The following is a 19952-nucleotide window of genomic DNA, read 5'->3' as shown; positions in this document are numbered from 1 at the left end:
GTAGGATATTTAAAATTAAAATTAAATTTGGTATAAGAAAATTTATACAATAATACTATCTATTAATATTTTTTGGAGCTTTTATGACTATTTATGAGCTAAAGCCAAAATTCCAAAATCTCCTGCGTCCACTTACAACTAAGCTTTTTAATCTAGGCATCACTGCAAATCAAGTTACGATTTTTGCCTGCATTGTATCGGTATTCATAGGATTTTTGCTGGTTAAATTCTCTCATGTTTCAGCGCTGTTTTTTATCTTGCCTATTTGGCTTTTTGTTAGAATGGCGCTTAATGCCATTGACGGAATGCTTGCTCGCGAATTTAACCAAAAATCAGCCCTTGGAGGCTATCTAAACGAAGCTACGGACGTGATTTCAGATAGCGCTCTTTATCTGCCTTTTGCTTTTATCGCACCGTTTGATTGGGGCACTATTATGCTTATAATTTTTTTATCGCAACTTAGCGAATTTCTAGGTGTTTTGGGACAGGTTTTAGGCAGGAGCCGTAGATATGACGGTCCTATGGGTAAAAGTGACAGAGCCTTTGCTTTCGGGCTTTTTGGGATGCTATACGCTTGTTTCGGCGAGCTTTGGCAGTGGGTTTATTATCTTGGCGTTTTGATAATAGTATTGCTTGTGATAACCTGCATAAATCGCGTCAGGTCAGGACTTAAGGAGGCGTAATTATGATAAAAGATATGGCGGCTAGAGTCGTTGATTTTACATTGTGTAAAATAGCGGTTTTTATCACGGGAATTCGCCCCAGCGAGAAGTTAAAGAAGATGAGCGATTTTACGCCTAAAATTTACTACGCCAACCACACTAGCCACGGCGATTTTTTGCTGATTTTTGTATCGATGCCCTATAAGTTGCGCAAGCAAATTCGTCCCGTGGCGGGGGCTGATTACTGGACTAAGGGCAAAATTCGCCCGTTTTTAGCTAGATACGTTTTTAATATGTTTTTGATAGATCGCAAGTCTAAAAACCCCCTTGAATTTATAGAAAAGATGAGCGAGGCGCTAAAGACTCATTCTCTTATCATCTTTCCCGAGGGCACGCGTAAGATGGATGATGACATTGAAATCGGAAATTTCAAAAGCGGAATTTATCGTCTAGCCAAAGCTAATCCAAATGTAAATTTAGTCCCTCTTTGGATAAATAATATCCAAAACGTTCTTCCCAAGGGTTTTTGCCTGCCGATTCCGCTTATTTGCGATATTTGCGTGGGAGATGAATTCAGATACGAAAACGAAGACAAATTTGAGTTTCTGGCAAAAGCCAAAGAGGCTTTATTAAGCCTAAAAAAGGATGAGAAATGAGTAGCGGCGATGCGATTTTAAAGCTATTTTTAGGGCTTTTAGCTATGCTGGCTCTATCTTCAACCATAGCTTTTATACTTAAAAAATTTGTCGCCAAAGGCGTGCCAAACGCTACGATTGATAACCTAACCGCGCGCATAAACGCTTGGTGGGTGATGATTTTAGTCATATTTGGCTTTGTTTATATGGGCACAAAGGCGCTTATATTTTTGTTTTTTGTCATATCCTTTGCCGCTTTGCGCGAATTTCTATCCCTCATTTACATAAGACGCGGCGATCATATCGCTCTTGTGGCTTGCTTTTATGTCATCTTGCCGCTTCAGTATTTCTTTATCCTTATGGATTGGTACTCTATGGCGATGATATTTATCCCTGTTTATGCGTTTTTGTTTTTGCCGATTTTGTCCGCCCTTCTTGGTGATCCTGCGCACTTTTTGGAGCGCTCAACCACCATTCAATGGGCGATTATGATAAGTGTTTTTTGTATCTCTCACATCCCTGCGCTTCTTATCCTTGATGTGCATGAATTTGAAGGCAAATCGGTTCTTTTAATGCTTTTTTTGATCCTTGTAACTCAAGCTAGCGACGTGCTTCAGTATATCTGGGGCAAGCTATTTGGCAAGACAAAGATAGCTCCAAATATCTCTCCTTCCAAAACTGTCGTAGGCTTTACGGGTGGAGTGATGAGCGCCAGCTTGCTTGGCGCGTTTTTGCACTGGCTAACGCCTTTTAGCTTTATTCAGGCGTTTTTTATCAGCCTTGTTATTTGCCTTATGGGCTTTTTGGGCGGACTTGTGATGTCTGCTATTAAACGGGATTTACGCGTGAAGGATTGGGGCAATATCATAAGCGGACACGGCGGAATGCTTGATAGGATGGATTCGCTATGCTTTTCTGCGCCGATATTTTTTCATATAGTGCGCTATTTTTGGGCGTAAATTTAAGGAGTAAGATGAGAAATTTTAAAAATTTAGTCAAATTTGCTTTGCTCTTGGCGGGTTTAAATTTATTAGCCTTTTCGCCAAGCGAGCTTGTAAAGGACGCAAGAAGCCAGATCGGTGTAACGCTTTATTATGACGCGAGCTACGAAAGACTTGCTTATCCGATGGGCGATGTGGATATCTCAAAGGGGGTTTGTACCGATGTGGTTGTGCGTGCTTTAAGAGAGCAAAATATCGACTTGCAAGAGCTAATCCATAAAGATATGAGCGCAAATTTTAGCTCCTATCCCAAAAACTGGGGCTTAAAAAACACCGATAAAAACATAGACCACAGAAGAGTGCCAAATATCGCTACATATCTTAAGCGCAAAGGCTACAGCGTAAGCGATAAAATTTATAAACCGGGCGATATAGTTACTTGGACGCTTGATAACGGCAGACCGCATATCGGCATAGTATCTGATAAGAAATCCCTCTTTGGCAACACTCCGCTTATCATCCATAACATCGGTCTTGGCGTGCAGGAAGAAGACGTGCTAAATGATTTTAAGATAACCGGGCATTTTAGGATTACGAATTAAAGGAATTAATATGCAAGAAAAAACTTTTCTCACAAGCGACGGAGTAGAGCTTTTTTATCGCCACAAGTCGCCAAGCGATCAGGGGCAAAATGGAAATTTAAACAGCGCGCAAAGCTCAAATTTAAGCCCTCAAAAAGCTATCGTGCTTTTTCATAGAGGCCATGAACACTCCGGGCGCATGATGTTTATGAGCGAGGAGTTAAATTTAGGCGATTTTCATTTCTTTGCTTGGGATGCGCGCGGACACGGCAAGAGTCCCGGAGAGCGAGGAGATGCGCCAAGTATAGCTAGGCTCGTATCTGACGTGGATGAATTCATAGATCATATATCAAAAGAGTATGACATGGCCAAGGAAAATATCGCCGTGATCGCTCAAAGCGTGGGCGCGGTGCTGGTTGCTACTTGGCTGCATGATTATGCGCCTAAAATTCGCTGCGCAGTGCTTGCAAGTCCGGCGTTTGACGTGAAGCTTTACGTGCCTTTTGCCAAAGAGGGCTTGGCGCTACTTTATAAAATAAAAGGAAATTTTTTCGTAAACAGCTACGTCAAGGCGCACTACCTCACGCATAATAATGAGCGCATAAACTCTTATAACGAAGATAGCCTTATAGCGCGCGCCATATCGGTTAGGATTTTGCTTGGGCTTTATGAGGCAAGCAAGCGGGTTGTAGGCGATGCCGCGGCTATCACTACGCCTTTGCAGCTGCTTATTTCAGGCGATGACTGGGTGGTGAATCACGCGCCTCAGCACGAATTTTATAACTCGCTTGGCTCGCATATCAAAGAGCGCCATGTGATGAAAGGCTTTTATCACAATACGCTTGGCGAGCAGGATAGACATCTGGCATTTGAGAAGATTAGGCGCTTTATAAACGAGCGATTTAGCAAGCCTTTAAGCGAAGTTGATTGCACGCAGGCTGATAAATTTGGCTTTAGTAGAGAGGAGGCTGATAGGCTTGCTACTCCGCTTTGTAAATTTCATCCTAAAAACATCTGCTTTAGTGTGCAAAGATTTGGCATGAAGCTGCTTTCGCCTTGGGTTAAAGGGCTTAAAATTGGCGAAGATAGGGGTTATGATAGCGGAAGTACGCTTGATTACGTCTATCAAAACCAGCCGCAAGGCTCAAACGCTTTTGTAAGGTGGGTTGATAAAATTTATCTAAATTCAATCGGCTGGAGAGGCATAAGAAAGCGCAAAGAAAATATCGCCCATGCGCTAAATTTCGTGATGAGCGAGCTAAAGCAAAAAGGCGAGCGTATAGAAATTCTTGATATCGCTTCAGGGCACGGCAGATATATACTTGACGCATTAAGCGGTGAAATTCGCCCCGAAAAGATACTTTTAAGAGATTACGACAAAGTAAACGTAAAAGCGGGGCAGGAGCTCATAAAAGAGCGAAATTTAGAAGATATCGCGACATTTGAAGAGGCAAACGCCTTTGATAAAGCAAGCTATGAAAATTTAGAAAATTTCGCAAGTATCGGCGTGGTTTCGGGGCTTTTTGAGCTATTTAGCGATAATGCGCTTATAAGAGCAGCTCTTGAAGGCTTTGGGCGTAGCGTGCGCAAGGGCGGATATCTCATCTATACGAATCAGCCGTATCATCCGCAGCTTGAGATGATCGCAAGAGCGCTTTCAAGTCATAGAGACGGCGAAGCGTGGATTATGCGCAGACGAAGCGTGGTCGAGATGGATCAGCTTGTTAGTAGAGCGGGATTTAAAAAGATCCGCCAATGGATAGACGAGGACGGGATATTTACCGTTAGCGTCGCGATAAAAGAGTGAAATTTGTCCCATTTAAAGATGAGAAGTGAAATTTAGCCCTAAACTTAGCCAGTTTTTAACCAGACTTGGTTATCTGCTTTGCGTAGCTAGCGCTTTTTACGCAAGCTACGGCTTTGCAAACTACCTTGCTTCAAAGCAAAGCTTCGTGCCCGAAATCATCTTTGAATGGGAGTATGATATCCCCTTTGTCGCTTGGACGATACTGCCTTATTGGTCGTTAAATTTGCTTTACGGGCTTGGATTTTTGCTGTGTAAAAATTCTCGCGAACTAAACCGCTACACGGCTCAGTTGCTACTTTCTCAGCTTATCGCGGTGATATTTTTTATACTCTTTCCGCTTCAAATTTCTTGGAGTAAGCCTGAGAGTTTTGGACTATCTAAATTTCTCTTTGATAGCCTTGCGACCTTTGATATGCCGTTTAATCAAGCTCCTTCGCTTCATATCATCTTATGCGTGGTTGTGGGTTCGCTTTATATATCAAAAACGAGCAAAATTTGGCTTAAGGCTATCGTTTTGGCGTGGTTTGCCCTGATAGCTCTTAGCGTGCTTACTACTTATCAGCACCATTTTATCGATATACCTACAGGGTTTTTAGTGGGCTTTTTGGTGCTTGTTATAGTGCCGATTGAGGGCGAAATTTTAAAATTTAACCTCGCTCATACAGCATCTCATATCAAATGGGCAAGCTTTTACGCTCTGCTTGCGCTCATATTTGCCGCATTGGCTTTTTATATTGGCGGAGCCTTTCTTTGGTTGCTTTATTTTAGTGTTAGCTTTGCTCTTGTCGGTTTTGGTTACGCTTTGTTCGGTGCACAAATTTTTCGCAAAGAGCAAAACGGCAAAATTTCATCATTTTGGCTGCTCTTGCCATATCTTATAATCGCTCGGCTAAACATCATCTACTGGCTAAATTTAAAGCGTGCTTCTAGAAGCAGTGAAATTTTGCCAAATGTCCATCTTGGCTCGATCACCGAGATGCATAAATTTGAAGCCGTTTTTGACCTTACGGCGGAGTGTGAATTTCATCCCAAAGCGGAGCAAATTTACTTAAATTTCGCCATGCTTGACATGGTAAAGCCAAAATTTGATGAGCTCAAAGCCGCCGTAAAGGCAATGGATAGTATAATTAGCAAAAATAAAAGAACGCTCGTTTGTTGCGCACTAGGATACGGCAGAAGCGCTCTTGTGCTGCTTGGTTGGTTGGTTTGGTGCAATAAAATGAACGTAGATGATGCGATTTTACTGATCAAAAATTCGCGCCCCAAAGTTGTCATAGATGATAGCGTGAGAAAATTTTTTATGGAGTTTGGATGAGCAAATCATCGCTGGCACTTACTACTTCGCAGCTCATAAACACCCATAAGATAATATTGCTTGTAAATTTAATCCACGCCTTTATATTTTGGCAGTATCCGCACAAAATTTGGCAGGAATTTATCTTCGCCGCGCTTTATATTTTTATATTTTATCTTCATATCAGGCTTTATTTTGACGCGAAAATTTTTAAGGAATTTGCTGACGGCATGCTTAGTCTTGAGAGGTTTGACGAGAGCCTTAGGACGCTTGGGCTTGTGAAGCAGATATCTTTTAAAGATAAAAAATCCTTCATCCAAAGAGATATGACCTCAAGGTGCAAAGGCGCTATGAAGCTTTGGTTTATGCTGATTGGCGTTAGCTTTGCGGCTATTGTTTATACGCTTTGTCTTAAGTGGATAGCGTGAAGCAAATTTATATAAAGAGGTGTGATGAGTAACGAGATAGAACTAAAAAAACAAGGTGTCATCAAGCGCCTTACAAACAAAACTTTCAAATTTGACCCAAGGATTGCCGAGGGCTTTTATACTGCAAGATATTTTTTGAAGATAAATCAGGTCATAAAGCAAAATTTGCCTAATCAACATGTGACTATGCAGTTTTTTCAAAGGGCTGATAACATCACTCTGTGCGGGATCGATGAAGCCATAGCTATAGTACATACCTTTGCCAAAGAGCCTGAGAAGCTTGAAATTCAGGCATTAAATGACGGCGATATCATAAACGCAAATGAGCCCGTTTTAAAGATAAGTGGTAAGTATGAAAATTTCGGCTTTTTAGAAAATATCATAGATGCCACGCTAGCTCGCAGAAGCTCCGTAGCTACGAATGTCGCTAGAGCCTTAAAGGCGGCAAACGGCAAGGTAGTCTTTTCTATGGCGGATAGGCAAGATGACATCTCAACGCAGATAGGCGACGGATACGCCACTTATATTGCGGGCATAGATCGCGTTTCAACCGACGCTCAGGGCTTTTGGTGGGGTGGCAAAGGCATGGGAACTATGCCGCACGCGCTTGTTCAGATGTGTGAGGGAGATATAGTAAAAGCGTGTGAAATTTACGCTAAAACCTTTCCCGGTGAGCTTGTAACCGCACTTGTTGATTACAATAACGACGTGATCACCGACGCACTTTTAGCCGCAAATGCGCTAAAATCAAGGCTTGGTGCCGTTAGGGTTGATACATCTCAAAGCCTCATAGACAAGTATTTTGAGGATAAAGACACAAGCGGATTTGATCCGCATGGGGTTTGCAAGGAGCTTATTTTTGCACTTCGCAAAGCGCTTGATGAAAATGGCTTTAATCACGCTAAGATAGTCGTTAGCTCGGGCTTTACTCCTGAAAAAATTGCCGAATTTGAAGCGCATGATACGCCTGTTGATATCTACGGCGTAGGAAGCTTTACCGTTAGAAACGATACTTGCGGATTTACGGGCGATCTTGTGGAGCTAAACGGCAAAGCAGAAGCCAAAGCAGGACGCCGAAATTTCATCTCCGAGCGCTTGCAAAAAGTAGAATTTGAAAGATAAATTTAGGCGCAAACGAGCTAAATTTGCGCCTTTGATTTTAAATTTGCAAACGTTTTTACGCTACAAATTCTAATCCAATGCAGGCAAGCAGACAAATTTGCCGCCTGCATCGATCTTGTATGAATTATTTGCCGACAGGCCAATGCACGATAGGTTCAGATCCTACTTTTGCTTCACCGTGATACATTCCTAGCTTATTCTTTGTCCAAGCAAAGCCGATTTTGCCGTTTTTATCGATTGAGATTATGCCGCCACTTCCGCCTAGAGCATCTACTTGTTTTATAGCATTTTCGGCAGCTTTTTGCACATCGCCGCCAGCGTATTTATAATGGGCTGAAACTTCGTGAGCCGCATTTACTCGCATATAGATATCTCCGGTGCCTGTGCATGAAACTGCTACAGAATTGTTATCCGCATAAGTTCCTGAGCCTATGATAGGGCTATCTCCGATACGTCCTGTCATCTTGTTTGTCATGCCGCCGGTGCTTGTTGCTGCTGCAAGGTTGCCATTTTTATCAAGTGCGATCGCTCCTACCGTGCCAAGATAAGGCTCGGCTTTATCTTTTAACGCTGCGAGTTTATCGCTCTTATCGTCATCTTTCATAAGCATGAGTTGTTGTTTTTCTTTGGCTTTTTTGAGCTGATCGTATCTTTTTTGCGTGAAATAATACTCTTGCTCGACCATTTCAAGCCCGTTTGCTTTGGCTAGCTTGTCCGCTCCTTCGCCCGCTATAAGCGTGTGCCAAGTCTTTTCCATCACAAGGCGCGCGCCTAAAATAGGGTTTTTGATATGTCTTGACATAGCCACTCCACCCGCTTTTTTAGTTGCACCGTCCATGATAGAAGCATCAAGTTCGTTAAATCCATCTGAAGTAAAAACCGCTCCTTTGCCCGCATTTAAATTCGGATCATCTTCCAAGATGATTATAGCGGCCGTTACCGCATCCATCGCTGTTCCGCCTTTTTCAAGGACTGCTTGGCCTGCTTTAAGAGCCTTTTTCATCGGTTCTGCACGAAGCATAAATTCATCTTGGGATAGATCAAGTTTGCTTGTGCCCCCGTGAATTACAATTAGTGGAGTAAATTTTTCACCGGCATTAAGGCTTAAAAAGCTTAATGCAACAATACTAGCTGCAACCATTGCAGTTTTGGTTAAACTAAAAAATTTCATGCACTCTCCTTTGTGAGTAAATTTAAATAGTTATTGTAATTTTATTACTTAATATCAAATTTATAATTAATAAATTATATTTGAGGCTTTTAGTATCAGGCAAGTTCTCAAATTGAACTTATTCTTTTGGGGGTGTAGTAAATTATCCTACTTAGTAATTTACCACTAAGAGTTCAATAATAAATCAGAAGCCAAAGCAGGGCGCCGAAATTTCATCTCTGAGCGCTTACAAAAAGTAGAGTTTGAAAGATAAATTTAGGCGCAAATGAGTTAAATTTGCGCCTGTAATTTTATTTTATAGATTCAAGAGCGCTGCAACATTGAGCTGAGCCTATATCGCAGCCTTTTTTGAAGTAAATCTTAGCCTTTTCAAGATCTTTTGCGACCCCGCTTTCAGCAGGCGGCATTTGGTATGTGTAGCCTGCAAATAGGCATGATTCGACTAAGCCGTGTTCGCAGCCCTTGTCAAAATACTCTACCGCTTTGGTAAATTGCTTTTCTTGATAATATACAGAGCCTGCGTATTCACATCCAATGGCGATCTTGGCTTCGCAAGCTTTTGCTGCGTTATCTTTATCTTTTACGTATTTTCCTGAAGCTTCATGATCCTTTTTCGTAAAGGCTAAAAGATAATACTTAAACGCCTTTATCTCGTCTTTCTTGCCGTATTTGTCGTCTTGGTAGATTTCGCCCAGCTTTGCGCATCCGTCAAATCTATCGCCCCCGCAAATTTGGCTTAGAATTTCGATCGCTTTGTCTATGTTTTTCTCGACACCTTTACCGTCTCTATAACCCATCGCTACAAATTTGCAACCGTCATCGTAGCCGCCGTTGCAAAGTTTTGAAAATATTTCAAAGCCCTTTTTAGGATCGTGTTGCGCACCGTTTTTGCCTTCGGTGTATGAGTATCCCGTCCATAGACATCCTAAATTTGAGCCCAGATCGCAAGCTTTTTGGTAGTATTTGACGTCTTGTTTTTCATAAGCGTAGTCTATACAAGCGGATGCATCTCCGCTTTCACAACCTTTTTCAGGACTTACGGCTGTTTTATCTTTTACTTTATTGCAGCAGTCGGATCTTTTACCAAATGATATCTCGCAGCATTTTTCATAAGCCTGCTTTGCAAGCCCCGAGTCTTTTTTGACATCAGAACCCTTTCCGAACTCATAAAGCTGCCCAAGCTCTTTGCAAGAAGTATCAACTTTTTCTTTATAGCAACCTAGCTTGAAGTAGTGCTCCGCATCTTTCCACTGACCTTTGGACTTTGCCGCTAGCCCGTTGTTGTGATTTGGTCCGGCTTGCGCTACCGACAAGCAACTAAATGCTAAAAACAGGGTTAAAGCTAACTTTTTCATAGACTCCTCCTTGCGAGTAAATCTGTAAGAATTATAACTTTTTTAATATATTTTTAATCTAAATTATAACAACTTCCGTTTTTAGTTCTACGCCGAATTTTTCCAGCACTAGTTTTTTGGCTAAATTTATGAGATTTATTGCATCATCAAAGCTTGCATTATCAAAATTTATTAAGAAATTTGCGTGTTTTTCGCTAAATTTTGCTCCGCCGATAACGTGCCCTTTTAGCCCAACGGCCTCAATAAGTCTACCTGCGTAATCGCCCGCCGGATTTACAAAGCAGCTTCCAAAGCTGGCTCCTTTTGGCTGGTTTGAGCGTTTAAGCGCAAATTCGCTTGCAAGTGCAGCGTTAAAGCCTTTTGTTGCTTTAAATTTGGCTGCAAAAACAATTTCGTTTAGCTCGCAATATCTATAAGCAAATTTTATCTCTTCTTTTTTTATCCAGCCTCGTTTTAAACGCACCTCAAGCAGATTGTCACTCATGGAAATTCCACAAAGCCCCGCGTTCATCTTGATCATGCCTCCAAGTGTGCCGGGGATATTTTGTAAAAACTCAAAGCCCGCCAGATCGTGTTTTTTAGCAAAATTATAAATTTTACCGCTCTTTGTAGCAGCACCTATCTCTAAAATTTCGCCTTCAAGCTTTATATAGTCAAATTTATCGCTTAAAATCGCCATCGGTGCAGGGTTTGGCGAAACTAAAAGGTTATTTCCGCCACCTATTATCACGCGACCTTGCGTATCATCTTGCGGGCTATCTATCAGCAAAACCTCGTGCATGCCGCCGATTTTAACGGAAGTAAATTTAGAAAAGTCAATAAGCCTGGTCATTGCACGAAATGCGGGATAAATTCGATCATGCGGATGGTAAAATCAACCATCATGCTTACCATCCAAGGCATGAGAAATATAATAACGACGACTACGAGGATGATCTTTGGCACAAAGCTTAGCGTCATCTCGTTTATCTGCGTAGTCGCTTGGAAAATGCTGATGATAAGACCCGCGGTTAGACCTGCTAAAAGCATGGGAAAGCTTAGATAAAGCGCGGTTTTAAAGGTCTCTATGCCCAGTTCGATTAGGGTTGATTGCATTTAGCTAAACCTTACGTCGTTGTATTCGGTTGGCACCAGATAGTCGCGCGCATCGATTAATTCATCGTAAAAGCCGTGCTTGTAACCTATCTCAAACAGCTTATTTACGGCGTTTAGTTGCGTTTCATTCATCGATACGGAGCTATCGTTTGCATATAAATTCAGATAAATTTTAAGCTTTTCTTTATCGACTCGGATCAAATTTCGCTCCATGAGCATGTGAGATAAAAACGGCTTATGCTCGGTTGCGATTTTAACGGCTTTGGTAAGCACTCGCTCGCACTCTATAGCGTCGGTTATGGGAAGTGAGCGACGAACTGCCATGCCGCCAAGCGGAAGCGGTAGATCCCCGCCTGAAAACTCCTGCCATATATCCCAAATTTCACACTCTACGCAAAGCTCTTCGCTAAAAGTTAAAATGCTTTCATGAATTAGCACTCCTGCATCAACTTCGCCACTTAAAACGGCATTTTCTATCTCTAAGAAATTTTTATAAACTATGCGCGCCTCAGGATATGCCACGCGAAACAAAAGCGCGTTTGTGGTGTGCTTGCCTGAGAGTGCGACCTTGAAATTTCGTTTTAAAATTTTATCTTTTTTCTTTACCAGTTTTGGTCCGTATCCCTCTCCGAAACTAACCGCGCACCGAAGCAAAGCGTAGTTATCTCTTATAAGCGGATATAATCCAAAACTAATCGCAGTAGCGTCGTAAGTGCCTTTAAGCGCCTCAACGTTAAGCGTTTGGATATCTAAAGCAAGGTTGCTAAAACGCAAATTTGTAGAATCAACCCAGCCGAATTTTATCGCCATATACATAAAAATATCGTCCGCATCGGGCGAATGCGCTACGCTAATATCTTTAAAATATCTCAAATTTAATCCTTTTTAGGATTATAGGTTAAATTTTATGAATAGTTGATTAAATTTAAGTTTCAAACAAGCTTTTATATCTTGAATAATAAAATTTGCTCTATTATGATAAAATCCCTCAGTAAAATTAAATAAATTCATGGAGAGTTTTATGAAAAAAGGCGTTGTTTTACTATCTTTGATCATATCATTGTTTTTTAGCGGGTGTGCGAGTATTTTTGACGGCACGAGTAGTTATATAAACCCTAGTTTAAAGCAACTAAAAGGACAGCATATATCTTTGGTTATTGATCGTATTAAGTATTTTCCTCATGTAGATATCGGTATGCTTAGCAATAAGTATTATATATACAAAGAGTGCGAGTACAAGGGAGACAATATCACTTATAACGGATACGGCGTGATTTTAAGTCGCCAGCCGATTTACCACTGCGGAAATATGCATTTTGTTACCGATAAGGATGGCTTTATCAAAGACTACGTAGAAGAGGGCTACAGATATCATGACGACTATCAGAAGTATTTTAAAGATCTGATAATAATCAAGAGATAATTAAGGAGAGATAATGAAATTTAAAATTTTAACCGCGATACTTGCCGCTTTTGCCATTAACTGCTTTGCCGATGTTCCCCAAGATGTTGTGAATAGATATTTTGAGCTTACGGATAACGGCAAATTTAAAGAGGCGATTGATCTCATGATGCCTTATGCCGAGCAAAAGGATGATGACGCCGAGCTTAAAGTAGGCTATGCTTATGAAGCGGGGCTTAAAAACTACAAAGACGGCATGATGTGGTATAAAAGATCGGCAGATAGAGGAAATCCCGTGGCTAAGTCGAATTTGGCGAATATTTATTATCATATGTTTGATTATAAGCAGGCCTTTAAGCTATATGAACAAGCAGATAAGCAAAACTACGCACCTGCGGCGTATATGCTGGGCATTATCTACTACGACGAACAAGGCGATATAAAAATCGGAAGAGACTTAGTAAAGGCGGCGAATTATTTTAAAAAGGCGGCTGATTTGGGACATGCGGGGGGTCAGTATATGCTTGGAATTTGTTACATGAACGCCCACGGTGTAGCTCAGGATCTAAAAGAGGCTAAAAGACTTTTTACTCTTGCGGCTAAAAATGGAAACAAACGGGCTGAGGAGATGCTTAATAAAATTAATTGATCAAATTTGCGGCTTATATGAAATTCTTTATAAAATCGCAACTTTTATAAATTCAAATTTACAAAAGAGCTATGTTTTGGTAGCTCTTTTGGCTTTATCGTGATTATTTATTTTGGTTTTAGGGCTTTAAGCTTTTGTGCAAATCAAATATAAAATTTAAACTTCAAATTTCAAATAAACGAAAATTCATCTCAAATTTGATAAAATCAGACAATTTATTACAAATTTAAAGGCAGTAAATGGCAGCTGAAAAAGACGACAAGAAAAAGTTAACCCCACTAGAATCCGAATCCGACAAGAAGAAGGCTCTTGATCTAGCGTTAAAGCAGATTGATAAAGCTTTTGGCAAGGGCACTATGGTGCGCCTTGGAGATAGGCAAGTAGAGCCTATAGACTCGATAGCTACTGGCTCGATCGGACTTGATCTGGCTCTTGGCATAGGTGGCGTTCCAAAAGGTAGGGTTATAGAAATTTACGGACCTGAAAGCTCGGGAAAGACGACTTTAACGCTTCATATCATCGCCGAAGCTCAAAAAGCGGGCGGAATTTGCGCATTTGTCGATGCGGAGCATGCTCTTGACGTGAAATACGCTTCAAATTTAGGCGTTGATACGGATAATCTTTACATATCTCAACCCGATTTTGGCGAGCAAGCTCTTGATATCGTAGAGACTCTTGCAAGAAGCGGAGCGATCGATCTTATCGTAGTTGATAGTGTCGCCGCACTTACGCCAAAAAGCGAGATAGAGGGCGATATGGGTGATCAGCACGTAGGACTTCAAGCAAGACTTATGAGCCAAGCCTTAAGAAAGCTAACCGGAATCGTGCATAAGATGAAAACCACCGTCATCTTCATCAACCAAATTCGCATGAAGATAGGCGCTATGGGGTATGGCACGCCTGAGACTACAACTGGTGGAAATGCGCTTAAATTTTACTCTTCCGTTCGTCTTGACGTTCGTAAAATCGCAACTCTTAAACAAAATGAAGAACCTATCGGCAACCGAACGAAAGTAAAAGTAGTGAAAAACAAAGTTGCGCCTCCGTTTAAAACGGCCGAATTTGACATAATGTTTGGCGAAGGAATCAGCAAAGAGGGCGAAATAATCGACTACGGCGTTAAGCTTGATATAGTCGATAAAAGCGGCGCTTGGTTTAGTTACAATGCGAGCAAACTCGGTCAAGGCAGAGAAAATGCCAAGGCGTATTTAAAAGAAAATCCTGAAGTGGCCGATGAGATCGTAGCTGCGATAAAAGGATCTATGGGAATTGAGCACATCATAAGCGGCGGCGGCAAAGATGACGAAGATAGTCAAGAAACAGGAGATGAATGATGATTTTTGTAGATGATGTTACGGCGATAGAAGTTTTAGACAGTAGAGGAAATCCGACTGTGCGCGCTACGGTTGCGCTAAGCGACGGGACGGTTGCAAGCGCTATCGTGCCAAGTGGAGCTAGTACCGGCAAGCGCGAGGCTTTAGAGCTTAGGGATAAGGATAGTAGATATTGCGGCAAGGGCGTGCTAAAGGCGGTTAGCAACGTAAATGAAGCTATAGCCGAAGCGATAATCGGGCTAAACGCTTACGATCAAAAATCAATCGATGACGAGATGAAGAGGCTTGACGGGACCGATAATTACTCAAATTTAGGCGCAAATGCCGTGCTTGGCGTATCTATGGCGGTTGCTAGAGCGGCTGCAAAAAGCTTAAATATGCCTCTTTATCGCTATCTTGGCGGAGCGAATGCAAGCGTGCTTCCCGTACCGATGTTTAACATCATAAACGGCGGAGCGCACGCAAATAACAGCGTGGATTTTCAAGAATTTATGATTATGCCTTTCGGGTTTGAGAAATTTAGTGATGCCCTAAGAGCCGCGGCTGAAATTTATCAGGTTTTAAAAGGAATTTTAAACGAGCTTGGTCACAGCACCGCAGTTGGCGATGAGGGCGGATTTGCACCGAATTTAAAGGATAATGAAGAGCCTCTTAAGATCATAATGCAAGCCATTGAAAAAGCGGGATATAAACCGGGCGAGCAGATAAAACTGGCTCTTGACGTGGCTGCAAGTGAGCTTTATAAAGACGGCAAATACGAGCTTGAAGGCAAGAAATTTAGCTCTGAAGAGCTTATAGAATACTACGCAAAACTTTGCGATAAGTATCCGATATTTTCTATCGAAGACGGACTTAGCGAGGATGATTGGGATGGTTGGGCGAAGCTCACGGCTAGACTTGGAAGCAAGGTTCAGCTGGTAGGAGACGATCTTTTCGTAACTAATGAGAAAATTTTAAGAGAGGGCATTAAAAAAGGCGTTGCAAACGCGATTTTAATAAAGCCAAATCAGATAGGAAGCGTAAGTGAAACTATGCAAACTATCCGCTTAGCGCAACGCAAGGGCTATCGCTGCGTCATGAGTCATAGAAGCGGCGAGAGCGAAGATAGCTTTATAGCCGATTTTGCAGTAGCGATGAATACGGGTCAGATAAAAACGGGCGCAACCTCAAGAAGCGAAAGAAACGCTAAATACAACCGCTTGCTTGAGATCGAGCTTGAGACAGATGAATTTTTAGGAAATGAAATTTGAGTGAAATTTTAAAGGAGTATGACGAGAATGAGATAAAGAGATCATACTCTTTTAAAACTATTGTTAAGATTATCGGATTGCTTCTTTGTGTGGCTCTTTTTGGCATATATGTGGGAAATATAATGTTTGGCAAGAGGTCTTTAGACGTAATGCTTGGGCTTCAGGATCAAAAAGAGCAGCTTAAAAAAGATGTGGAAATTTTAAAAAAGCGCAATGCCGAGCTTCAAAAGTCGTTTTTTGAGCTAAAAGAGCTTGAACCGCAAGATAGTAAATAATTGGAGTTAATATGGGTAAAATTTGGTTTTTTGTATTGGTTTTTTTAAGTGCTAGCTTTGGCAGAGAAAATCCGTTTGTGCCGACGGGCGAGTTAAATACAAGTGTAACTACGACAAATTCGGTTGAAATTTTAGCTCCTTTTGAAAAGCAAAACATAAAATTCCCGAGCGACGCAAGGAATTTTATCTCTATATCGGTTAAGTATAAGAGCGAAGACGGAAGTATCAAAGAAAAAGTTATCGATGTAAATAAGAGTATAAATTGGCATGATGAACTAACACTAACAAAGACTCTATCGCCTGCGGTAGTACTAAAGCCTGATGTGTCGGTTACGATGAATGAGCCTGTTGTTGATGTTTCGGTTAAAGCCTCTTCTAAACCTATGGGCACTGATATAAATTTAACCAAGCAAGACGCCATAAAGCAAGAGCCTATGCAAGAAGTGGTTATCAAGCCTGCTCCTGCCGAAGAAAAAAAACAAGAGCCGCTTAAAAAAATAAGCTTTCATAAAACGGATTTTGAATTTAGCCCTATGAGCCTTAAAATTCTCACAAAAGATATCAAAAAAAGAGACTTTGCCGTGCTTAAAGACAAAAAGATCGTAATTGACTTCAAAAATCCAAAAGGATTTCTTACTAAGACTTTTAAGCTTGACTGTGGCGCTTTTGAATCAATCACTTTTGGAGCTCACGAGGGATTTTACCGAGCTTCCATAACTCTTGATAAGAGATATAAATACACGATTACTAGTGAGGAAGATGGGTATATCTTAACTTTAAAAAGATAGCCTTTGTCTTATTTGGCTTTTTGGTATTGTTAAGATATATCGACTTAAGCGTTTTTGTAAAATTTTTATATCTGCATGATAATAAATTTGGTTGTTTAAAATTTAAGCCTATGGGCTTTGTTTGATTAACTTCACTGTATAGTTGCTTGATTCATATTTCTACTAAAATTTTCTTGATATCATATTTAAATCTTATCTTGTTTTGGTTGGTGTTAACTAAGTGTTCTTAAATATTATTCTGTTTGGAATTAGAGTAGATGCTATTAAAAAATAATCTTCTACAGCTTCTTTTTAAGATTAGTTTTAATTCTGCTTTTTATGATGTTATTATTAATGTAATTATGTTTTATTGCTCTATAATACAAATTTGAACTGCTAACAACAAGAGTTTTTGAAATAAGACCTAATAACTCTTAATTTTAATTAGAAAAATTAAATTTTAAATTTTAAAGAATATTAAAAAATGTTTCAAATAGTTACATGGTGCAGGCATGGCATTTTGAATAAACTAAAAGTATTATTTTATGCACAATTCTAATGTATTTTTAACAAATTATAAATTTAGCAAGTTATAATTTGTAACGGTTTAGTTACTATTTTTATTATTTAAGGTTATGTATATCTAAAATTTATATTGAGAATTATATGTAATAGTAATATATTATCTTTTTAATATTGAATATCAAATAGTGAATTTACAATATTTATAGATATTAAATTTATAATTTATATATAAGAAGATTATGATACTAAAAAAACATCAAAAAAAACTCAAAAATAATATTTCGCTTACACTTAAATTTAGAATAGTTTAAAAAAATATGTATTAATATTTTATTTAAAATAGGATTAATACATTAGTTCTTGTATTTCTCTTGTCATGAAAGGAGGGTATAAAGACGAGAGCTAGATTTGATCTTTTCTCGGTATAAAAAGATCAGATTTAAGGTTAAATAGCCAGAACCTTAATAAATTTGGCTTTAATTTTTTAAATCTAAAGATTAAATTTTAATATTTAGATTTGTACCGATAACATAATTTTTGAAAAATGTTGTTTATAAAATTTATGAAGGAGAATGAGATGAAACGAGGTTGGTTAAAATTTATAACCTGTAGTTGTTTTCTTGCTATGTGCGCTATATCTCCTCTAAGCGCGGACGACAAGTACGAGGAGCCTTTTGAGCAAGGAGAAACATTTCAAAATGACGGCGTTGCTCCAAGAACTTTGGAAGATTATATTGGGCACGAGAAAGAGTACTGGGAGTATTTGAAGAAAAATCACCCGGTTTTTCATTACGAAAAAGAAGGTAGGCTTGTAGGTAAATACGGCTTAAGCGATCGTGTGGAGGAATTTATCGAGATAAACCATGGTCCGGAGTATGCTAAAGAGAATAATATGGAGCATACTGCCGTTACTTATCGTCTTGGTATGGAGTCAATACTTGACTTTCCAAACAAATTCGTAGGGCATAAAAAATGCGGCGAGTGTCACCCTGCTCAATATATGCAATGGGAGCGCTCACGTCACGCTAAAACCATAAGATGGCCGGAAGAGCTTGAAGAGGTAGGCGGAGATGTTAAAAAAGGACTTCCGGGAGCTATTGAGACAACTCCTATTCTTACTACAGGTATTCAGCCTGATGACGTATTTGGTATTATAGGAACTCCAAGAACAAAATACGGCTTCCTTGATAAATGGTTAGTTCGCGGAACATATCACGTTGAAGACGGAAATTTAAGCGATCTTAGCGGTAAACTAGTAGCGGGCGGTAACCAATACTCAGTTTTATGGGCTAAATTCCTAACTCCTGAAATGGCTAAAAAGATAGCAGAATTCTCTCCGGGATTCCCTACTAAAATGGAAGATTTCGGCAAGAGCGGTTCTCATATGTGGGGTATGAACTCATACGGTGCTTCAAATAGAAAAAATTTCAAATTCCAACCTGCAAGTGCGTATTGCGAAATTTGTCATACATTTAAATTCGACTTTAAATCTAAAGATGAATTCTACGCGGCTCTTGGCGATTCTAAGAAATTAAGAGAGCATACTATAACAAAAGGCATTAGCTGCGAGGAGTGCCACGGTGCGGGAGCTCACTTGTACGGTGCTAGAGGTGCGGGTATGCCAAGTAACTGCGAAAGATGTCACCAAAGATTTGCTTGGCATAAAGCAGACTCTGAAAAGAACCCAAGAAAACAGTTTAACGCATACTTTAAATCATCTTGTCCATCTTGTGGAACCGAAGGTGCTCAACTGTTTAACTCTGCTCACTACGATGAGGGTATGAGATGTAACACTTGCCACGATCCGCACGAAGTTACAGCTAACGACTGGAAAGACGGCTATACGCTAACAGGACTTAAAAAGACTTGCGAAGACTGCCACGAAGTTCAAAAAAGCTTCTTTAAACAAGGCGGAATCCACGCGAAAGACAATTGTACAGGATGTCACATGCCAAATATGATGAGTTGTGAGAACTTCGCAGCTGTTCAAAACCCTGATAAAGGTGGATTTGACAACGTTCGTGCTTCACACATCTGGAACATCATGGTTGATAAAGATAGAAAATCAATCAACCCACCTGAAGGCAAACCAAGAGATCCTATGACTGTAAAAGGCTGGACACTTGATAGAGATGAAAATGGAAGATTCTTCGTTGACTTAATGTGGTCTTGCGGTAGAACAAGCTTTAGCGATCCTAACCTAATGGCTCCTGGAGCTAGCGGTTGCCATAGCCCTGTTCAATCAACATTGCCTGATAAGCTTAAATTTACAGATCAAGCTATGATTTATGACCTAGTTATGGAATGGCAACTTCCTGTTAAAGACGGCTACTCAAAAGTAGAAATCGCTCTTAGAAAGATTGATCGCGGTATGAGTAACAACAAAAAACTTACAACAGATCAAAAAGCTAGAGTTATATCTTATGCAAGACAAGCCGAGGATATCTTAGAAAAACTCAAAAAAGACGGTTCTTGGGGTGTTCACGGACCTAAATATTCTTTGAAACTAGTTGATGAAGCTTTGGTTTACGTTGAGCAAGCAACAAACATCTTAGAAGGTAAATCAAAATAAGCTAAACACGGCTGCGGGGCAAAATCGCCCCGCTATACCTAGTGACGGTTCATTAGGATATATGGAGGAAAGAATATGTATGGATTA

20 protein-coding genes are annotated in these 19952 nt (G+C 40.2%); 15 read left to right on the top strand and 5 right to left on the bottom strand.

The features are described 5' to 3' along the window. Positions 1 to 83: 83 nt before the first annotated feature. Genes CDOM16188_RS02945 through CDOM16188_RS02910 form a run of 8 tightly spaced genes read left to right on the top strand, consistent with a single transcriptional unit; the run spans position 84 to position 7470 of the window. Positions 84 to 683 (top strand): CDP-alcohol phosphatidyltransferase family protein, encoded by a 600-nt coding sequence (locus CDOM16188_RS02945; RefSeq protein ID WP_172198497.1) that lies wholly within the window; start codon positions 84 to 86, stop codon positions 681 to 683. 2 nt (positions 684 to 685) lie between these two features. Continuing rightward, complete coding sequence (locus CDOM16188_RS02940; protein WP_216656223.1) at positions 686 to 1318, top strand: 1-acyl-sn-glycerol-3-phosphate acyltransferase; 633 nt, start codon at positions 686 to 688, stop codon at positions 1316 to 1318. Beyond that, the gene (locus CDOM16188_RS02935) at positions 1315 to 2256 is read left to right on the top strand and encodes a phosphatidate cytidylyltransferase (RefSeq protein ID WP_172198494.1); all 942 of its coding nucleotides are present in this window, start codon (positions 1315 to 1317) and stop codon (positions 2254 to 2256) included. Before CDOM16188_RS02940 ends, CDOM16188_RS02935 begins: the two co-directional genes overlap by 4 nt. Positions 2257 to 2270: 14 nt before the next feature. Next, positions 2271 to 2840, top strand: a complete 570-nt coding sequence (locus CDOM16188_RS02930) for a DUF1287 domain-containing protein (RefSeq protein WP_172198492.1) — start codon at positions 2271 to 2273, stop codon at positions 2838 to 2840. 10 nt (positions 2841 to 2850) lie between these two features. Then, positions 2851 to 4626, top strand: a complete 1776-nt coding sequence (locus CDOM16188_RS02925) for a bifunctional alpha/beta hydrolase/class I SAM-dependent methyltransferase (protein ID WP_216656222.1) — start codon at positions 2851 to 2853, stop codon at positions 4624 to 4626. Between the two features lie 25 nt (positions 4627 to 4651). Continuing rightward, complete coding sequence (locus CDOM16188_RS02920; protein ID WP_172198489.1) at positions 4652 to 5941, top strand: phosphatase PAP2/dual specificity phosphatase family protein; 1290 nt, start codon at positions 4652 to 4654, stop codon at positions 5939 to 5941. After that, complete coding sequence (locus CDOM16188_RS02915; protein ID WP_172198486.1) at positions 5938 to 6348, top strand: hypothetical protein; 411 nt, start codon at positions 5938 to 5940, stop codon at positions 6346 to 6348. The genes CDOM16188_RS02920 and CDOM16188_RS02915 overlap by 4 nt, the downstream gene beginning before the upstream one ends. Before the next feature lie 24 nt (positions 6349 to 6372). Beyond that, complete coding sequence (locus CDOM16188_RS02910; RefSeq protein WP_172198483.1) at positions 6373 to 7470, top strand: nicotinate phosphoribosyltransferase; 1098 nt, start codon at positions 6373 to 6375, stop codon at positions 7468 to 7470. Positions 7471 to 7594: 124 nt separating this feature from the next. Here CDOM16188_RS02910 and CDOM16188_RS02905 read toward each other — a convergent pair whose 3' ends face one another. From CDOM16188_RS02905 to CDOM16188_RS02885, 5 genes are all read right to left on the bottom strand, one after another. After that, positions 7595 to 8641 (bottom strand): isoaspartyl peptidase/L-asparaginase family protein, encoded by a 1047-nt coding sequence (locus CDOM16188_RS02905; RefSeq protein WP_172198480.1) that lies wholly within the window; start codon positions 8639 to 8641, stop codon positions 7595 to 7597. Between the two features lie 290 nt (positions 8642 to 8931). Next, positions 8932 to 9996, bottom strand: coding sequence for a tetratricopeptide repeat protein (locus tag CDOM16188_RS11185; RefSeq protein WP_216656221.1), 1065 nt, complete (start codon positions 9994 to 9996; stop codon positions 8932 to 8934). 58 nt (positions 9997 to 10054) lie between these two features. Beyond that, entirely contained in the window at positions 10055 to 10828 is a 774-nt protein-coding gene (locus tag CDOM16188_RS02895; RefSeq protein ID WP_172198477.1) for a UDP-N-acetylmuramate dehydrogenase, read from the bottom strand. After that, entirely contained in the window at positions 10825 to 11091 is a 267-nt protein-coding gene (fliQ, locus tag CDOM16188_RS02890; protein ID WP_172198474.1) for a flagellar biosynthesis protein FliQ, read from the bottom strand. The genes CDOM16188_RS02895 and fliQ overlap by 4 nt, the downstream gene beginning before the upstream one ends. Continuing rightward, a complete protein-coding gene (locus CDOM16188_RS02885; protein ID WP_172198471.1) occupies positions 11092 to 11964 on the bottom strand; it encodes a menaquinone biosynthesis family protein in 873 nt (290 codons plus the stop codon). It lies immediately after the preceding gene. Between the two features lie 148 nt (positions 11965 to 12112). Here CDOM16188_RS02885 and CDOM16188_RS02880 point away from each other — a divergent pair, with 148 nt between their 5' ends. From CDOM16188_RS02880 to CDOM16188_RS02850, 7 genes are all read left to right on the top strand, one after another. After that, a complete protein-coding gene (locus CDOM16188_RS02880) occupies positions 12113 to 12514 on the top strand; it encodes a hypothetical protein (protein ID WP_172198468.1) in 402 nt (133 codons plus the stop codon). Between the two features lie 13 nt (positions 12515 to 12527). Next, positions 12528 to 13142, top strand: a complete 615-nt coding sequence (locus CDOM16188_RS02875) for a tetratricopeptide repeat protein (protein WP_172198465.1) — start codon at positions 12528 to 12530, stop codon at positions 13140 to 13142. A gap of 239 nt (positions 13143 to 13381) precedes the next feature. After that, the gene (recA, locus tag CDOM16188_RS02870; protein ID WP_169941041.1) at positions 13382 to 14476 is read left to right on the top strand and encodes a recombinase RecA; all 1095 of its coding nucleotides are present in this window, start codon (positions 13382 to 13384) and stop codon (positions 14474 to 14476) included. Then, entirely contained in the window at positions 14476 to 15726 is a 1251-nt protein-coding gene (eno, locus tag CDOM16188_RS02865; RefSeq protein WP_172198514.1) for a phosphopyruvate hydratase, read from the top strand. The genes recA and eno overlap by 1 nt, the downstream gene beginning before the upstream one ends. After that, positions 15723 to 16001 (top strand): septum formation initiator, encoded by a 279-nt coding sequence (locus CDOM16188_RS02860; protein WP_169941043.1) that lies wholly within the window; start codon positions 15723 to 15725, stop codon positions 15999 to 16001. The genes eno and CDOM16188_RS02860 overlap by 4 nt, the downstream gene beginning before the upstream one ends. 11 nt (positions 16002 to 16012) lie before the next feature. Next, positions 16013 to 16789: an AMIN domain-containing protein gene (locus CDOM16188_RS02855; protein ID WP_172198462.1), complete on the top strand. Its 777-nt coding sequence runs from the start codon at positions 16013 to 16015 to the stop codon at positions 16787 to 16789. Between the two features lie 1081 nt (positions 16790 to 17870). After that, positions 17871 to 19865: a multiheme c-type cytochrome gene (locus CDOM16188_RS02850; RefSeq protein WP_172198460.1), complete on the top strand. Its 1995-nt coding sequence runs from the start codon at positions 17871 to 17873 to the stop codon at positions 19863 to 19865. Positions 19866 to 19952 lie beyond the last annotated feature (87 nt).

It is taken from the genome of Campylobacter sp. RM16188, from assembly GCF_012978795.1.
GTDB classification, from domain to species: Bacteria; Campylobacterota; Campylobacteria; order Campylobacterales; family Campylobacteraceae; genus Campylobacter_A; species Campylobacter_A canis.
The sequence above is the reverse complement of the archived record's forward strand: the minus strand, read 5'-3'. Positions and strand labels throughout refer to the sequence as shown.

Coding starts and splice junctions, on each gene's coding strand:
- CDOM16188_RS02945 (WP_172198497.1), top strand. CDS start 84: ATGACTATTTATGAGCTAAAGCCAAAATTCCAAAATCTCCTGCGTCCA.
- CDOM16188_RS02940 (WP_216656223.1), top strand. CDS start 686: ATGATAAAAGATATGGCGGCTAGAGTCGTTGATTTTACATTGTGTAAA.
- CDOM16188_RS02935 (WP_172198494.1), top strand. CDS start 1,315: ATGAGTAGCGGCGATGCGATTTTAAAGCTATTTTTAGGGCTTTTAGCT.
- CDOM16188_RS02930 (WP_172198492.1), top strand. CDS start 2,271: ATGAGAAATTTTAAAAATTTAGTCAAATTTGCTTTGCTCTTGGCGGGT.
- CDOM16188_RS02925 (WP_216656222.1), top strand. CDS start 2,851: ATGCAAGAAAAAACTTTTCTCACAAGCGACGGAGTAGAGCTTTTTTAT.
- CDOM16188_RS02915 (WP_172198486.1), top strand. CDS start 5,938: ATGAGCAAATCATCGCTGGCACTTACTACTTCGCAGCTCATAAACACC.
- CDOM16188_RS02910 (WP_172198483.1), top strand. CDS start 6,373: ATGAGTAACGAGATAGAACTAAAAAAACAAGGTGTCATCAAGCGCCTT.
- CDOM16188_RS02905 (WP_172198480.1), bottom strand. CDS start 8,641: ATGAAATTTTTTAGTTTAACCAAAACTGCAATGGTTGCAGCTAGTATT.
- CDOM16188_RS11185 (WP_216656221.1), bottom strand. CDS start 9,996: ATGAAAAAGTTAGCTTTAACCCTGTTTTTAGCATTTAGTTGCTTGTCG.
- CDOM16188_RS02895 (WP_172198477.1), bottom strand. CDS start 10,828: ATGACCAGGCTTATTGACTTTTCTAAATTTACTTCCGTTAAAATCGGC.
- fliQ (WP_172198474.1), bottom strand. CDS start 11,091: ATGCAATCAACCCTAATCGAACTGGGCATAGAGACCTTTAAAACCGCG.
- CDOM16188_RS02880 (WP_172198468.1), top strand. CDS start 12,113: ATGAAAAAAGGCGTTGTTTTACTATCTTTGATCATATCATTGTTTTTT.
- CDOM16188_RS02875 (WP_172198465.1), top strand. CDS start 12,528: ATGAAATTTAAAATTTTAACCGCGATACTTGCCGCTTTTGCCATTAAC.
- recA (WP_169941041.1), top strand. CDS start 13,382: ATGGCAGCTGAAAAAGACGACAAGAAAAAGTTAACCCCACTAGAATCC.
- eno (WP_172198514.1), top strand. CDS start 14,476: ATGATTTTTGTAGATGATGTTACGGCGATAGAAGTTTTAGACAGTAGA.
- CDOM16188_RS02855 (WP_172198462.1), top strand. CDS start 16,013: ATGGGTAAAATTTGGTTTTTTGTATTGGTTTTTTTAAGTGCTAGCTTT.
- CDOM16188_RS02850 (WP_172198460.1), top strand. CDS start 17,871: ATGAAACGAGGTTGGTTAAAATTTATAACCTGTAGTTGTTTTCTTGCT.